This is a genomic window from Paenibacillus sp. FA6 (assembly GCF_051550225.1).
Lineage (GTDB): Bacteria > Bacillota > Bacilli > Paenibacillales > Paenibacillaceae > Paenibacillus_AQ.
Genome location: NZ_CP188820.1, coordinates 804,520 through 821,679, shown reverse-complemented (window position 1 = coordinate 821,679; position 17,160 = coordinate 804,520). Strand labels below are relative to the sequence as shown.

The following is a 17,160-nucleotide window of genomic DNA, read 5'->3' as shown; positions in this document are numbered from 1 at the left end:
ATCTTACTCATCTACGGTTGTTAAGAACGATAATTATTTGTTTTATGTAAAGACCCTCTTTCGATAAAGTAAACGTTTACTTCTTAATTTAGAAGCCAGCATTCTCACGACCTTATTATAATTTCATGTTGAGATGAAGAAGTTATTACTAATCCTTACGTCTTCTAAAGTTAGAGTAAACGTTTACTCTAACTTTAGAAAGAGATCCTTTCTCAAGGCTTTGGCTGAACTGTTTGTCTTTCCACGAGGTGATGACTCACAATACTGCTGGAAACTTCCTCCGTATTCTCGATTAAAGCAATCAATTTTTCCGAGGCAAGACGTCCCATTTGAGCAAGCGGTTGATGAATCGTCGTTAACGGAGGGAAGATCATTCTCGACAACCTCAAGTCATCATAACCGATAATGGATAAATCATCGGGAATCTTCAGCCCCTTCTCGAGGGCTACTCCCATCGCTCCGATAGCCATCTCGTCACTAGCAGCAAATATGGCTGTAAAGGGTAGAGCTTCTGTCAGCAGCTTCTCCATCGCTTCCCGTCCACTTTCTAAATGGAAATCGCCATAAGCGACTCTGGACTCGGAGAATTGAATGTTATTATCCTCAAGGGCCTGACGGTAACCCTCCAAACGTGGAATCCCTGCGACTGGGTCCCATGGAGTACCGCCGATCATGGCAATTTCGCGATGTCCATTCTGAATGAGATGGTCTGTTGCCTGATAGGCCGCTTGCCGGTCGTCAACCTTCACGTAGGGAATCATATGCTTGTGGGATTGAGTGTTTACAAGCACCACTGGCACTCCCATTTCTTTAAGCGCCTGATAGTATTCATCCTTGAGAACCTCACTTGTGAATACAACTCCGTCCACTTGTTTCTCCCGAAGCACCTGTAAATATTTCATTGTCCTTTTGCCATCTACGGCCGTATTGCAAACAATAACACTGAAACCTTTCTCATGGGCAATTTCCTCTATACCGTGCAAAATTTCCGATGAGAAGTTGCTGGAGACATCTGGGAAAAGAACGCCAATAGTTTGCGTCCGCTTATTAATAAGTCCCCTAGCAATGGCATTGGGGTGATATCCAAGATCTTCAACTGCTTGAAGTACCTTAAGCTTGGTTTTATTCGAGTAGCCCGAAAGATTATGAAGTACCCGGGATACTGTTGCCACAGATACATTAGCATTTTTTGCGACATCTTTGATTGTCGGAATATTCATAAATACCCTCATCATTCTATACGTTTAATAATTACGTAAACGATTAACTGAAGTATAATTACTTCATTCTAATTTGTCAACGGTTTCATGGACATCTTTTAGATGTTATTGTGATGATATTTCATACTTAATCTAATATCATTAACAGAAAGTAACTCCCTTCCATTTTCAGCCTTGTGACAGCTAATATATATTGCCCGTCACTATTTGCATATTTCGATGGATGAAATCCAGAATTTAAGATTACTGATGCATGGGGTATTATATGGACTTTTGAAATCCCTGAAGAATGCAACTCGGAGCCCTCCAAAAATTTATGATTTCTAATATCTCAAAGAAAAGAAGCCTTATACATCAAGGCTTCTCCACTTTAAATCTATCATGCGGCCAAGAGGACTCGAACCTCCACGAAAGATGTTATACCCGTCGGAGTCCCACACTTTGCACAGAAATTCCTTGTCACAGAAGCACCACATGATTTACACTTCATACCCAGCTTTCAGCTCCTATTTTTGTTGCGGACAGCAAACTTTTTTATTATCATCCAACAATCCACATTACAAGCGAGTATATACTAATAGACAAAATCAGACAATATCTTTATTTAGTTCAAATACCAACATTCACTCAATCCATGATCACCGGAATCATTACAGGCGTAACAATACTGATCTAGACACGCATACGCCCCGCGGAGCGCTAACATGTACACTTTCGTACACGTTATAGGCGACCTCTGTGGGGCGTATGTGCATTAGTGGCTATTGGTTTAACAATCGAATGACCGTCAATTCGGGTCTTACAAATAATCGTACAGGCAAACGGGTTGTCCCGATTCCTCGATTTACATAAAGCGTCAGAGGTCTAATCTTTCCTTCAAGTGAGTACAGCCCTTCAATATATTTATTTCCTAATGAAGTTGTAATCAGTGGTTTCAGGAAAGGAATACGAACTTGCCCGCCATGACTATGTCCAGAGAGTTGTAGGTCAACCGGATAATCCTTGAATCGATCCGCTACATCTGGTTGATGAACGAGGAGAAGATTGAAATCCTGGGGCCTGAACGATTGAAGCGTACGTTGAATCATTGGTTTGCCCAACAAGAAGTCGTCAAGCCCTGCTATATTCAACCTTTCGCCAGTAGCAGATATTATGGTGTGAACCTCATTCACGAGTACCATAAATCCCGCTTCCTCCATGTATTCCTTATATACTCGACTGCCTCCCCCTCCTCTATCATGATTACCATATACAGCATATTTACCGAGGGGAGCTTCTATCTTTGTTAATACCTTTTGGGCTAACTTTCTATTCTTAGAACCGTATTCCGCGTAATTATCGAATAGATCACCTGTAAATACCACCATATCCGGTTTCAGAAGATTCATCCGATCAACTAACGATTGAAGCTGATCAACTGTATAATCGGGACCTAAATGCGTGTCCGAGAATTGAATGATCGTCATGCCATCGAATGACTCCTGCACGTACTTATTCTCAATATCAATTCGAGTCACGGACAGCGCCTTGGGCTCAATTTCTGTTGCATAGAATGCGGTTCCTAAGATCAAGAGTATGTTCGTACACAACCCAATCAGTATCTTTCTGACAATCAATTCCCAAGGCCTTTCTTAATAGCATTCCAAATGGGGTTTTCCGTTGGTTCAGGAATGAAGACTTCCCCTTTTTCTCTTGCATCCCAGTATTGCCAACTCGGCTTCTCGCTCCCAAACTCATAATCCATCCCATCCCACGTATCTTCACGAAATGCGTAGAATGACCAGTGCCAGTTATATTCATTGAAAATAGAAATGAGATCCGTCATGTATTGATCTGTTCCCTTGACCATTCGGTTCGTTCCGAATTCTGACGCGATAATCCGATTGGCCGGAATATTATGTTCAGTTGCCCATTTCGCGACCGGTTCCATAAATTGTTTAAGAGCTTGCTTATCAAACTTCATTTCCTTCTCGTCATTTCCGACCTTGACTGTTCCTGGATAAGAATAGGTAAATCCCTTATTCTTGTTTTGACTAGTCAATTCATAAGGTTCATACATATGAAAAGCGTATAGAACGTTAGGATCTTCCATAGGTTTCAAATAATTGAATGCCCATGGCGTTGCATAAAGGCCCGAATCCAGAATAATCGGTGTTGTCGTATCAACTATCCTAATCGCTTTAATTACCCCGTCGTAAAGAACGTTTAAATCTGCTGCTGTATTCTCTACTTTGTTGTACCACTCCGTGTAATCCTGTGTCCAGAAGTCATTAAAACCTGTTGCTGTCTCCGGGTGTGGCTCATTAATAAGGTTGTAGCCAATAATAGCAGGATGGTTCTTCAGTCGGATGGCAAGATCCCTCCAGAAAAGGGCTGATTGACTATGATAGTCGCGTTCCTGCCATATACGATCATCATTTTTCAACCCGTTAAACTGCCTCCATCGATCTCCGGGTAAGCTAAGTACCGTCAGTATGACTTTCATTCCTTTAGCTTCAGCTGCATCCAGATCTGCTTTGAGTCTTGCAAAATCCTCTTCCACGATGCCCTCATAACGATCTGAACTACCAATCAGAAAATCCTCATTAGGTTTGGTATCCGGTTTATCGTTAAACAAGTGATCTCGATCTTTGCCCCATTTATCAGGCGCGAGCCGAATGAACTCGATTCCCTGTTCCTTAGCTGCTTGGTAATTGTCAGGCAACGATGTAGAGTTCATGAAATTGGAACCTCTTCGCTGTTCATTCCAAAAATCCATCTTCCATGCATTGATATCCAATTTTTCTACTTGGCTACTGTTCTGTCCTTTTTCTTCTAAAGGCACATACGCATTGGTGCTGCATCCTGCAATAAGCGCTAGAATGGTCGATATAAGTACACTATTTCTTATGATTGACCATCTATCTTTTTTTCTTAACTGGTTCATTGTTGAATCACCTCGAAAATAAGCATATTCTATCTATGTTACGCCAATATGACAAACAAAAAAGAAACGGCTACACCGTCCCTTAAGGGAGGGTATTCGTCTCTTCATTCATCTGAACCCATTGACAAGGAGAAATAGAATTCAATTTCTTGATTCTCTGCATGGATTCCATGGGGTGCCTCATGTTTGTCCAAGATGATTTGCACGATAGATAGTCCCAACCCTGAACCGCTAAGCTGTTTATTTCGTGAGTTATCTAATACAAAGAAAGGCTGCCATATTTGATTTACATCCTGTTCATCCAAGGTCCGAATACCGTTTCGAATGGTAAATACCAACCGCTCTCCTTCGTTCGTTAGTGATATGCCTATCCTTGGCTGACTCGAATATTTCAGAGCGTTGCTTATGAGATTATCCAGAACGATCCTGATCTTCTGTTGATCTCCTTGAACGATAGGTTGAAGAACTCGACTATCATCTACCTCAACCCTTTTCTGCTCTTTCTGTATCGCCACTTGGAAATTATCCAATACATCGTCTAGTAACGTTTTTAAATCAAAATTTTCCATTGAGTAGAGCTCATTCTGAAGTTTGGCTAAGTGCAGTAACTTGTCCACTAACTGGGACATCTCATCTGTTTTTTTATCTATCACATTCAGGAACGTGCCGTCGTCCAATTCATCCCGAATTCCTGAGGAATAAGCCTTTATTAATGCAATCGGTGTTTTTAACTCATGTGAAATATCCGAAATGAAGTTCCGTAAGTTTTGATTCTTCTCTTCCAGAGCTAGGTGTGCTTCCTCCAGTTTATGGCTCATCCGATTAATGCTTGCCGCAAGCAATTCGATTTCGTCACCTGTCTTAATGTTGGTTGTACGGAACTTTAGATTGGAGATATCTTCGGCATTATTTGCCAACTCTTTGATAGGACGAATGATTTGTCTAGCGATCACCCAGGCTAATCCAAGTGTTAAGAACATCGCACCTATCGCAATATACAAATTGAATTTATTAACGGCTCGAATCGATTGATCCGTATGTGCGATAGAGTCACCGATGACGAAGATCGTATTGTCCTTTCTGAAGATCGTGACAAGAAAGCTGGTATTAAGCTTCTTCTGACTGTACAAATTGTAGACCGTCTTCCCATGTTCAAGATCCTGAATACTCTCTTCTATAACCCAGAATTTCGCCAACGTAATACCTTTCCTATTCAGCTCTGTTCGAATAACATCATTCAAAACATTCGGATTTGTCACGAACTCTGTGCTTACGATCGTTACGTTGTACTGCTGTTCCAGTTCCCCCTCGGTTTGGATGAGAGACTCTACCGTTTCATTGCTCATAAAGTTCGTCAATTGTGCTAAATTCACCTTTTGCTGATATAGAATATATTTGGGCAGGAAAAACGTGTTCACCAAAAATGAGACCGTAAATACCAAACAAATCATGCAAGCAATACGCCAAAATAACTTACGACTCAGCTTACTCATGGGGAATTTCCAGACTATATCCACTGCCTCGATATGTCTTAATTAATCCTTCTCCCACTTTCTCCCTAAGTCTGCGAATATGCGTATCGACTGTTCTTTCTTCCCCGATATAATCGAATCCCCATACTTGATCCAACAACACTTTTCTGCTTAAAATATGCCCTTTGTGTTCAAGCAGGCACTTCATCAACTGGAATTCCTTATTCGTAACTTCAAGATCCACCCCATCCTTATAGATCTTTCCGCCTGGTATATTTACTCGCAAACCCCCGAACGTGATATCTTCCTCCATATGAAGTAGTTTCTTGGCTCGCACAATCAAGATACGAGGTTCAAAAGGTTTGCGTACGTAATCGTCAGCCCCTATTTCTAGCGCCATTAATTCTTCATCCTGTTCGCCTTTGGCGGTTAACATCAATACTTTAACGAATTGTTGCTTTTTTAATTGCCTGCATACTTCGATACCACTCACTTTGGGCATCATCCAATCGAGTATCGCCAAATCTATCTTGTGATTCATACAAATATCCAGTGCTTGTTCTCCATCTTGAGCCGTGAATATTTGAAAACCCTCTTTTTTAAAATATGCGACCACTATTCTGAGCATGTCCGGATCGTCATCTGCAATAAGTATGTTCATTCTGCACTCCTTAACAAAAGATTAGGGGACAGACTAATTGTTTTCAATTTGACCTGTCCCATATGATCATACCTTTATCTCTTCTGAACTTCAAAAGAAGTGGTTCTCATGATGTTCAGTCGCTATTCAGTATCATCATGATGTTAATATCTATACGTATGCCTTTTCTATTCCTCTTATTCAACGATCCAATATAGACAAAAAGAAAAGAAGCCTTATACATCAAGGCTTCTCCACTTTAAATCTATCATGCGGCCAAGAGGACTCGAACCTCCACGGTTGTTACACCACTGGCACCTGAAGCCAGCGCGTCTGCCAATTCCGCCATGACCGCATATGATGATCGACTGTGTTGAATTAACTCATAAGCACAGTAGCATCATGATTTTATCATACCTATTTATTACAGTCAATTACGTAATTATCCATCGAATATGGGTAGTAACCAACCTTCATTTATTCCAATGGATCAAGACGGGGTTCTTTGGCTAATTGGTAAATGTAATTACGATCCAGCTTGACCACATTCCGATTAGGCCGACGAACCAGCACCTGATCTGCATCCCATGCCACTACAATTCCTCTTATATCATTGCTCGCTATTGAATCACGAACGACTCGAACTTTCTCACCTTTAACACGAAAAGCATCCAATTCCTCATCACTAATCATCTCTCAAATTCAACTCCCTACATTTATAAAAAAAGACCTAAACAGTTACATTTAGGCCCTATCGTCAAATTTCTAATTTCAACATGTTGATCCGGATTTATCGTTGCGCGTGTTCTTTACTGTCGTTCTTCTCGAACCAGAAATCTAGCACTGTAGCAGACATCACTCGACTGTTCAGATACTCAACTTGTTGAGGTGTGAATATTTCCTTCCACGAGAAAGCTAGTTCCTCACACAAGCCCACAATGGTCAACAATTCAGACCAGGCGACATAACGTTTGTACCAAAAAAATTGAGGGTGTTCAAGCATATAGGGATATAAATTATCAAATTCTGTGTGTTTACAATCTACCGCACGTTCGAAATGAATCTTTGCAGCGGCCAACTTATCAACAAAGAATTGTTCTGTTACTGGTTCTTTCCCCATTGTGTTGCCTCCTCTCTCTTCCTTACACTTTATATTATAAGCTATTCGTATTCCACTTGAAAGGTATTGTGAATATTTGGGCTTATCTCATCCTGTTTATTTAAGTAGAAACGGCTTCGCCGTCCTTTTTCAAGGACGATGCCCGTTTCAGCGAAAATATAAGGAATAGAGTATCAAGTGAAACTTATACTTTCTTATATTTCGAGAAAAGTGATCGTTCCATCGGTCAATGATGCAATCTTCACAAGCGATTCAACTCTAAACCCTTGCTCCCGAATCGTGCGTGCTCCTGCTTGGAAAGATTTCTCGATCACAATGCCTAATCCAATTAATTCTGCCCCTGAACGTTCTATGATCTTAATCAACCCTTTGGCAGCATCGCCATTAGCGATAATATCATCAATGAATAGCACTCGATCTTCACTACTTAGATATCGTTTTGACAACATAATATCCGTCACTATTCCTTTGGTAAAAGAAGGTACACGCTCACAGTATGCATCTGGATCAGCAAGAAGTGTCTTTTTGCGACGTGCAAATACGAGTGGCACCCCAAGTTCATAGGCGGTTGCGAAACCAACTGCAATTCCTGAGGATTCAACTGTCACAACCCGCGTTATTCCTGACTCCCTGAACCTCGCTGCAAACTCTTTGCCCATTTCCATCGTTAATTGTGGGTCTACTTGATGATTCAATAATCCATCAAGATTCAACACCTGATCGGACAAAATTGTACCTTCTTCAATAATACGTTGTTTTAGTAATTCCATAGTGTTTACCCTCCCATGCCAATCCTTTGTCGTAAAAATACCATATATATAGCCCAAACATCAAGTACATTTGGACAAGTTACAGGGGTTGTTCAAAAAGTCACCTTTTTGAAGTCGCACTTATAGTCATGTCCAACTCTTTTTCAACATACCTTGTACTATTGCGAAGTATGTTCAAGGAGGTAACCATGAAAAACGTAGGTCGGATTTTACAAATTGCATTTACTTACATAGGTACCATTGTTGGCGCCGGATTTGCTACTGGACAGGAGATCCTCCAGTTCTTCACCCAATATGGCAAGTGGGCTACGTTGACTATCATCCTTTCGACCATCCTCTTTATTTGGTTGGGTACGAAGATGATGATCATTTCACGAACCATTCGTGCCAAATCCTATGAAGATCTAAACAAGTATTTGTTTGGACATAAATCAGGCGGCTACATCAGTATTATCATGCTATTCGTTCTCATTGGAGTAAACAGCATTATGCTTGCTGGCGCTGGTTCTGTATTTGTGGAACATCTAAATCTCCATTACCAGACGGGTCTAATTATAACACTTGTGGGTACCTATTTCTTACTCCGTCGAGGCATGCATTCCATTATGTACATGAACAGTATTGTTGTACCCATGATGCTGACCATCTCACTGCTCATCATCTCTAATACATTGCAAATGCCAAATGCAGATCGTTTCATAACCTTATCTACAGACACCAACCTAACGATGGCTTGGCTATCACCAGTGCTCTATACAGCATTCAATCTCGTTATGGCACAAGCAATACTCGTCCCCCTAGGAAGTCGTACTGAAAGCCTCACCGTCATTAAATGGGGAGGGATTATTGGAGGACTGGGCGTTGGATTTATGTTAATGGCCGCCCATTTCGCCCTGTCAGCACAAATGCCAGGCATTATGCAGTATGAGATTCCAATGGGCAACATCGCATTTCAATTAGGTGTAGCCGTACAATTGATTTACGTACTGCTCATATTTCTGGAAATATTCACAACCTTTGTTGCGGATATATACGGAGTCAGCTTACAACTTCAACAACATTTCCATTTTTCTCCTAAAGTGATCTCCGTGGCCATCATGCTGGCATGTTTTCTAGTCAGTCAATTGGGATTCAGTTATTTATTGTCCGTTTTATATCCGCTCTTCGGTTTTCTCAGTATGTTTTGGGTCGTCAAATTGATGGTTGCAAGGAAATGAAATGAGCTGTCGGCATTATATCCTGAATATGTTGTACGATATAGGGATGACAAGTCATCATGATAATCTGTCGAGTTGGGGAAATCTCGTGCAACAAAGACAACGCAGCCACCATTCTCTCCTGATCGAAATTAACTAGGATATCGTCAAAAACTAAAGGGATCGATACCTTTGATTTCATCGTACCTGCTAGAGCGAGTCGCATGGCCAAATACATCTGCTCGGCCGTGCCTCGACTAAGTTTCGCACTATCAATCAGTCCTTGGTCGCGGTGCTCAGCAAGCAGTTCTTTTCCTCCCATTTTCATAACAATGCGAGAATAAGAACCTTTTGTTAAACGTGCGAAATAGGTTGACGCCATCTTCAAAACTTCTGGTTGCTTCTCTTCTTCATAAATACGACGGGTTCTTGAGATCAATTCCGAGCATATAGACATCACAGCATAATCTGTTGTTAATTCTTTTAAAGATGCTTTCTGTTCCTCAAGTTTTTGGATCGCTGTATCATGCAAACATAACAATTCCAATTGGTCCCGCTCCTGCAACAACCTTCCATGTTTCTGTTGCAACTCATTCCAGCTGGCCTCAACCTCGTTCAATTCCATTTCATGATGTTGACATGCTAATTCTAATCCCGTCTCATCATGAGTGTTTAATACATTTAGAATGGCTTCTCTCCGTTGATCATCTGAGCCGCTAAACATCGATATTTCCCATTGAAGAATGCTGCCCTTTAATTCCAAACGATGCTTATAAATCCCCCCGCGTCGTAAGAAGTCCTCTCCACTATCTGCTTCTCCCTGCGTGATTAGGTCCTCCTTGAGAGAAGATACTCGTTGTAGCTCATCTGACAGAAGCTTCAACTCTTCTTCCGAAGTTTCTAATCTTGAGATCAACATTTCACGTTTACGAACCCGTTCTTGATACTCATCCCATTCCTTCTTCTTCAGTTCAATCCATGCACCAGGAGACAACTCTACTGGATCTACACCCTCTGGCAACAGACCTAACCATTCTGTTTCATAATCCAGACAGTCCTTGTCTAGCTGATCCACTTTACGATTGATCTTATTTAGCTGATCTATATTCTCTAATCCTTGTTCTGCCAACACATACATATCAAGTACAGCTTCTGGTGAGAGCTGGAGGTTAAGGTCTCGTTGTCGCAACCAGCCCTCCCATTGCTTCTCAAGCTCTTCAAAGGTGCCCTCTTCCTTCGATATACCTTCTTCAACCCTTGAGAGTTCATGCCTTAACGTACTCATACGGTCTTGATAGGCCTTGAGTTCTATCATCAACTTATCTATCTTTTGCTGCCAAGAAAGCCATTGATCCATCAATTTACGCAGTTCACGCACACCTGTCTCTATTTCCGCTGCATTGATCGGATGCCTCTCATAACCCTCACTTCCAATAGATTTGAAGGGGTTAGTTATAAGACTATACATTAACTTTGTAATCACTTCTATATCCTGTCTTTCATCCTCAACCAGCCTAGAATCTGCACGTTTGCCACGCTGAGGTGGAGACTTAAGAATTCCATTCCATAATAGAACGGCATCAACAAGCAATAAAATAGAAGCTGTGATTATAGCAGGCATAACGAATCCCATGCTCCATACAAGAAGCGGAACAATAAGTGTTAAGATACTACTTCCCCATAGAAATCCACGAGTCATTATCTTTAATCGCTGCCGTATGTCTCTATCACTCTCAGCTTGTCCCATAGATGCTAGCCTTACCATTCTATTCTCACGCCAACGATCTAGAGATTCTTGCAACTCATTCCAAAGCGCAGTTTTTTCTTGCGGACTACGAGGTACCAACATAGCAAAGCGGCTGTTCCCCGCATCCAATTCTTCCTTGTAAGCCTGCTGGGATCTACGGTAACCTACCTCCGTAGTATCCATTTGCTGCCGTAGCTGCTGTGTCTCCGCCGCTAGACTTTCTATTCTTCGATCATAACTGGAGAACCCGACTGAATAACGACGGACAGATTCACGCTCACCTACAGAAGTAGAGAAATTCTGAAGTTCTGTCTTTGTCCAACGTGAATCGATCTGCCGAACAATACGGGTTACCCGCATATCTAACGCAGATGCTTCAGCTCTAACTTCTAGTAAGTCCCTCTTTCTTGCATCATAAGAATCTCTTCGAGTACTCAAGCGTTCAATTAGAGCACCCTGTTCTTCAAGCTTCATATCATATGGCAATTGATCAAGTTGAGCTTGCAGCTCTGATTGACTACGGAGAAGTTGCGTTTGCCGAAGATAGGCTGTATCCGCTTCTACTTGAAGCGACTCCCATCTTCGTACCCCTCCTTCGGGGTAAATTGGAACTTCCGGGAGAGTAGACTCCTGAAGGGTTGCCTCCATCCAGTTTAGCCACATGGGTCTGATCTCCTGCGCCTTTCTTAGGAGTAGATGACGTTCAATAGAAATGTGACGAGCCTGCTCCTGTCTAGCTAATAACTCAACCGTCTCCATCTGTGTTGTAGCATTGTCGTTATACCGCTTCAGAAAGGAGCGACTTACAGATATCTCTTTCTCCAATTGCTCCATCGTTTGTAGCACTTTTGAAATATCTTGTACACGACCCTTTGGCTTGTATAGCTTCTCCATATCCTGAGTAAGTTTGCGTTCAGCCTGAATGATCTCACTTCCACCACCAATACCTGCATGAAATAGATAGCTGCTCATTTCATCGGATTGCAGTGAACGTATTTCCTGAAGCTCGCTCAACGATATCGCAAATAACTGATTGAACATTTCACGAGATAATCCTCCCAGAAGCTCACGTTCCAGTTCCTGTTGGGTTACCTCCTGAACTTGTCCATATTCATCACTTCTAACAATCGAGAGCTTCTCCGTTCGGTTAGCAGATCCACTTCCTCCATCTCCAGTTGTTGCGAACCGAGAAATGGTCCATCTTTTCCCCTCTGCATCTATTGCTGTAAGAATGCCTCCATGAACACCACCGGCCAGTGGCTCATATCTTTCCGTCGGATAAGTACGACTAGGGATTCCAAAGAGCATAGCACGTACAAATTGCTGAATCGTACTTTTACCCGCTTCATTAGGCCCAATAAATACCGTAGTTCCCGGATTTATCGTAATATCCTGTTCCTTCAAGCGTCCAAATCCACGAATCTGTAGCCTTTCAATTCTCATCACTTTCTGCCTCCGTCACTAGCCTTGTCAAGAAGCAACATAGCACCTAGCTCCCCAGCACGTTCTAGCCATTCCCGTCTTTCTTGTTCACTAGTCTCATTCAACATTCCTCTAATCACTCGATTGCTCATGAGGGGAGCCAATGCCTTATCGAGCAGTTCTTTTGTCAACTCATCGTGTTGATCCACTTTCTCTGCAAGACGAAGCATTTCACCTAGAAAATGGTCTTCACGCATAAGTTCAGAACGATCAATCTCTATACCCGAGTGAAGTGAGATACTTTCGCTCCATACCAATCCACCGAATTGTCCACTTTCTGCTCTGGCTATTTCTCTACGCCGTAATTCATCTTCTAGTTCGCGTGCAACATGTCCGCTTTCTAATGTACGATGAATAGAACTCCGACCTGTTATGATCCATCGTACGATGCTCATTTGATCTGGTCGGAGAATTCGAATGTTATCCACCTTTTCCTCAACTCGCATTCGCCATTCTTCTATATCATGGATACCATCTATCGACATTTCTTCTCGAACATAGCGTACATGATCCAATTCATGAAAAGTTAACTGAAGAGAGGCGTCCTCGGATACTTCAACAACATAGCATCCTTTAGGCCCAGTCTCTTTCACACTTCTTCCTTGAATATTTCCAGCATATACGATATGCGGATACTCCTGAATCACTCTCCGTTGATGAATATGTCCGAGTGCCCAATAATCATACCCAGATGATTCCAATTCTTTGCGCGTGCAAGGTGAATATGTCTCATGAACGGGATCTCCATCCACATTCGCATGCAGTATAGCAATATGAAACAGCGTTGACTCATCTTCTCTGCGAAATTTCAGAGCTGTATTCTCCGTTACTTTGGATGTTGGATAAGAAATACCACTGACAACCGCAACCTCCCGTTGGTCCGTGCGTCGTCTAGCTCTATAACTCTCCACTTCAGGGCCGAATACATGTACATGATCTGCATCCTTTATTTGAAGTCTAGGGCCATCTAATGGATCATGATTACCATGGATAACATAAATATGTATTCCGTGACTACCAAGCTCCTCAAATGCCGCTTGCAAAGATAAATGAGCTCTCAATGAGCTATCTGCTGCATCGTATACATCGCCACTAATCACAATGAAATCTACTTGTTCAACAATTGCGACTTCTATTAAATGACGCAATGCAATAAAGGTCGATTCCCTTAAATGCTGTCGTATAATATCCGACAAGCCCTTCATCCCAGCAAACTTACTGTCTAAGTGTAAATCAGCGGCATGAATGAATCGAAATGGAATCATTCATATTCACTCTTTTCCATGTCGTATTGTAAGTACATTTTCTTCAGAACGTTGACCACATGCGTAAGAGAATATTCGCTCTTCGCTTTCTCCCAAGCAGAACGGGCCAGTTCATAGCGATATGATGGATCACGAATGACCTTCTCAAGTGCATCACTAAGCGCAACAACATCTCCAACAGGCACAAGCAATCCATTCACACCATCTTGAATTTGTTCAGGTATTCCACCAACGTCACTTCCAACGAGAGCAAGGCAGCTTAGAGCTGCTTCAGCAAAGACTGAGCCGAAAGACTCCGCTCTAGATGGCAATACGAATATGTCAAAGAAAGGAATAAACTCTTCTGGATGTAATGTATATCCATAGAATATCGTTTCATTATATATCCCGAGTTCACTAGCCAATTCCTCAAGATCCTGACGAAAGGGCCCATCACCGATGATATGAAGTACATAGTCATATCCCCGATTTTTAAGTTCAGCACAAGCTTTGAGTAGAATATCCAATCCTTTAGCTGGTACGAGACGGCAGACCGTAACAAGCTGCGCTATCTCATTCTCATGGGGAATCGGCTTGAATCTCTTCTCATCAAATCCATTCGGAATGACGTTAATAAGTTCAGGGTGATCAACATGAGATGACAAATATCCTGTAAAAGACTGCGATACCGTTATTAAACGGTCACTCTTGTATTCCAACTCACGATACAGGGAAACCAGAAATTGATGCTCAGGTCCATTCTCTTGAATTTTCCCATTAAGGATCAACTCTCCTTCATAACTGGAGTGGATCGTTTGGATCAGTGGAGTATCAGGAAATAATTGTTTCAGCGCTAGCCCAGCAATCGGATGATGTGCATGAATAAGGTCATATGGTTTTTGAATACGCATGTGACTCCACCAAAGATAATCCCGATAAGTCTGAATATATTTCTGTACGATGTTATTATCTTCATATATAGTCCAGTCGAATGTGTCAAATACAACTTCTTCTTGACCTTTGTTGCGAAGTCTCCTGGGTAACCAGAACATATCCATCTCCCATCGGGAGGAACTGAATCGCTCCTGCATATAAGGAATCATAGATGATACACCACCCGGTTGTTCTGGTGGGAAGAATAATGCTTGTAACAATCTCATTGAGAACTCCCTCTTTCTATTATGTCATTCCTATCTATCATTCGCGGATTTATGGTATATTGAGAACATACGTTTCATTATGACGGATTGATAATTCGTTGTAAATAAAATTCACATTCAGGAACGAGGAATATTGATGCCATCTTCACTTTGGTCCTCCCCCATCGTATCGGGGATTGCTGCAACATGCAGTCTTTACATTGTATTCATCATGACAGTGATGTGCCTCATTATGTATAGTAAACAACGTAGACAGGCTTACCTATATATGGTGCTTGCCTTCCTCTTTATTATGGCATACGAAGGAATGAACATCCATTTCAACCTTACAGATAGAGATGCTGTATATAGATCTTCCCTATGGTCTATGCGAATGCAGGTCTTCTCATTTCTACTTTTAAATGCTTCCGTTTATCTATTGTATCGAAAAATGAATAAAGTTGGATACATACTACTTAGCTTGATGATATTACTATTTCTTGTTCCACTTTTCCCCCTAGGGTTTCCACCCTTCAACACCACTTCGGGACAGTTTCTTTATCTTAATCTCCATCAAGGGATTGTTATTATTATAGGTCTCTGGTTGATATCGCCCCGAATTGGACAACAATTTAAATACATCTTTGGCTCGATAATAAGTCTAATTTGGGTCGTTATGACCATCATTAATCTTTATACAGATCAATTTAATATAGCACTCAATACATTAAGGTTATTACTTCCACTTCTGTATCACACGGTTATCTTCTTTATATTATTCCAAAGAATTGTTGAGCAAATGCAATCCATCTATCGTTCCTCTATTACGGATGGATTAACCAATCTTTATAACCGGCGGTTTTTCATGAAAAATGTGAATCGTTATGTAGATCAGGGATTGAAGGTCTCTATTATTTTTTGTGATATCGATAACTTCAAGAAATTAAATGACACGCAGGGCCACGCCAAGGCAGACGAAGTATTGATTCAGGTAGCTAACATTCTAGAAGAAGAAGTATCTGGAGTAGGGCTTTCGGGTCGATACGGAGGAGAAGAACTAGTAGCCGCATTGGTTGACAAACGAGCCAATGTAAGTCAGATCGCAGAAAGTATACGAGCACGTATTGAACAAGAGAGCATTGTGACGATCAGCGTGGGGTATAGTAGTCTCAGAAAGAATGTGACCGCGGATGAATTAGTCTCACAAGCAGACCAAGCGATGTATCGTTCCAAAACAACAGGCAAGAATAAGGTCTCTCCTTTTCATGCTCCTAGATCGAAAAAGGTGCCTCTTCAAGACTAAGGTCGCTGAAAAATTCCATACACCCTATAAGAAACAAATGGGTTGTCCCTAGCCATTTTCATGACTTTGGGACAACCCATTTCTCTTTACTATTTAGGAGAGACAATATTTAAGGAGAGCAGCATGTACACCATCGTCATTGTTCGAAAGTGTTATTTCATCTGCCGCCGCTTTAACCTTCACCGGCGAATTATCCATAGCAATCCCTTTACCTGCATATTCCAGCATCGTGATATCGTTATAATAATTCCCGATAGATAGTATCTCTTCCTGTTTAATACCACGTTTCATAGCAAGTTGCTTCAACGCATTTCCTTTAGAAGCCTCTTTATTCATGAGGTCTATGAAATAATCTCCACTGCGGAGCATCGTAAGATCGAATGTCCAATTGCTTAATTCTTTATATAATTCATCTATTACATCCGATTCAGCGAACATCGTAAATTTGACGATAGGGTCTTTAAATTCAGTCCATTCTGGCAGATTCGACGGTAAAGTCAGGTAGTTCTCGTACATACCCCTTATTACTTCATCCAAGCCCTCCACGCTATCCACGAACATTTCTAACGGTGTGTTAACATCAAAGTGAATACCTTTATCCCGGCAATACTCCATAAAAGGAGTTAGCGACATCGGATCCATGGGGAATTGATGAACGATTTCTCTTGTGTCTACCTTAGCAGTTGCAGCGCCGTTATGACTGATAACATATCCCGATAACCCCATCTGTTCCATAAAAGGTATCGTATTCTGAGGTCCCCGACCTGTACACAAAATAATTTCTGCTCCTGTGTCAGATACCGCCTTCACGGTCTCCATCGTCTGTTTACTAATTTCATGATCATCATTCAAAAGCGTTCCATCCACATCTAGTGCAATCAGTTTGTATTTCATAACTCCA

At 41.6% G+C, this 17,160-nt stretch carries 14 protein-coding genes and 1 tRNA gene; 2 read left to right on the top strand and 13 right to left on the bottom strand.

Features of this window, described 5'->3' with window-relative positions:
- Positions 1–212: 212 nt before the first annotated feature.
- From ACP8HI_RS03750 to ACP8HI_RS03710, 9 genes are all read right to left on the bottom strand, one after another.
- On the bottom strand, positions 213–1,220 hold the full coding sequence (locus ACP8HI_RS03750; protein WP_438349798.1) for a LacI family DNA-binding transcriptional regulator: 1,008 nt from the start codon (positions 1,218–1,220) through the stop codon (positions 213–215).
- 761 nt (positions 1,221–1,981) lie between these two features.
- On the bottom strand, positions 1,982–2,791 hold the full coding sequence (locus ACP8HI_RS03745; RefSeq protein ID WP_438349797.1) for a metallophosphoesterase: 810 nt from the start codon (positions 2,789–2,791) through the stop codon (positions 1,982–1,984).
- Positions 2,792–2,832: 41 nt separating this feature from the next.
- Positions 2,833–3,978, bottom strand: a complete 1,146-nt coding sequence (locus ACP8HI_RS03740; protein WP_438351696.1) for a glycoside hydrolase family 5 protein — start codon at positions 3,976–3,978, stop codon at positions 2,833–2,835.
- A 272-nt stretch (positions 3,979–4,250) separates the two neighbouring features.
- Positions 4,251–5,639, bottom strand: a complete 1,389-nt coding sequence (locus ACP8HI_RS03735; RefSeq protein ID WP_438349796.1) for a sensor histidine kinase — start codon at positions 5,637–5,639, stop codon at positions 4,251–4,253.
- A complete protein-coding gene (locus tag ACP8HI_RS03730) occupies positions 5,632–6,279 on the bottom strand; it encodes a response regulator transcription factor (protein WP_438349795.1) in 648 nt (215 codons plus the stop codon). Before ACP8HI_RS03730 ends, ACP8HI_RS03735 begins: the two co-directional genes overlap by 8 nt.
- 250 nt (positions 6,280–6,529) lie before the next feature.
- Positions 6,530–6,613, bottom strand: a tRNA-Leu gene (locus ACP8HI_RS03725).
- A gap of 122 nt (positions 6,614–6,735) precedes the next feature.
- Positions 6,736–6,951 (bottom strand): hypothetical protein, encoded by a 216-nt coding sequence (locus ACP8HI_RS03720; RefSeq protein ID WP_438349794.1) that lies wholly within the window; start codon positions 6,949–6,951, stop codon positions 6,736–6,738.
- A 97-nt stretch (positions 6,952–7,048) separates the two neighbouring features.
- A complete protein-coding gene (locus ACP8HI_RS03715; RefSeq protein WP_438349793.1) occupies positions 7,049–7,378 on the bottom strand; it encodes a hypothetical protein in 330 nt (109 codons plus the stop codon).
- A gap of 194 nt (positions 7,379–7,572) precedes the next feature.
- A complete protein-coding gene (locus tag ACP8HI_RS03710) occupies positions 7,573–8,148 on the bottom strand; it encodes a xanthine phosphoribosyltransferase (protein WP_438349792.1) in 576 nt (191 codons plus the stop codon).
- A gap of 188 nt (positions 8,149–8,336) precedes the next feature.
- Here ACP8HI_RS03710 and ACP8HI_RS03705 point away from each other — a divergent pair, with 188 nt between their 5' ends.
- Positions 8,337–9,365: a YkvI family membrane protein gene (locus ACP8HI_RS03705; RefSeq protein WP_438349791.1), complete on the top strand. Its 1,029-nt coding sequence runs from the start codon at positions 8,337–8,339 to the stop codon at positions 9,363–9,365.
- Here ACP8HI_RS03705 and ACP8HI_RS03700 read toward each other — a convergent pair.
- The 3 genes from ACP8HI_RS03700 to ACP8HI_RS03690 are packed head-to-tail and all read right to left on the bottom strand — an operon-like array spanning position 9,340 to position 14,977.
- A complete protein-coding gene (locus ACP8HI_RS03700) occupies positions 9,340–12,534 on the bottom strand; it encodes an AAA family ATPase (RefSeq protein WP_438349790.1) in 3,195 nt (1,064 codons plus the stop codon). The genes ACP8HI_RS03705 and ACP8HI_RS03700 overlap by 26 nt on opposite strands.
- Complete coding sequence (locus tag ACP8HI_RS03695; protein WP_438349789.1) at positions 12,534–13,838, bottom strand: metallophosphoesterase family protein; 1,305 nt, start codon at positions 13,836–13,838, stop codon at positions 12,534–12,536. Before ACP8HI_RS03695 ends, ACP8HI_RS03700 begins: the two co-directional genes overlap by 1 nt.
- Entirely contained in the window at positions 13,835–14,977 is a 1,143-nt protein-coding gene (locus ACP8HI_RS03690; protein ID WP_438349788.1) for a glycosyltransferase family 4 protein, read from the bottom strand. The genes ACP8HI_RS03695 and ACP8HI_RS03690 overlap by 4 nt, the downstream gene beginning before the upstream one ends.
- Before the next feature lie 136 nt (positions 14,978–15,113).
- On the opposite strand from ACP8HI_RS03690, the gene ACP8HI_RS03685 reads away from it, so the two are divergent.
- A complete protein-coding gene (locus ACP8HI_RS03685; protein ID WP_438349787.1) occupies positions 15,114–16,259 on the top strand; it encodes a GGDEF domain-containing protein in 1,146 nt (381 codons plus the stop codon).
- 93 nt (positions 16,260–16,352) lie between these two features.
- Here ACP8HI_RS03685 and ACP8HI_RS03680 read toward each other — a convergent pair whose 3' ends face one another.
- Positions 16,353–17,153 (bottom strand): Cof-type HAD-IIB family hydrolase, encoded by an 801-nt coding sequence (locus ACP8HI_RS03680; protein ID WP_438349786.1) that lies wholly within the window; start codon positions 17,151–17,153, stop codon positions 16,353–16,355.
- Between the last annotated feature and the right edge of the window lie 7 nt (positions 17,154–17,160).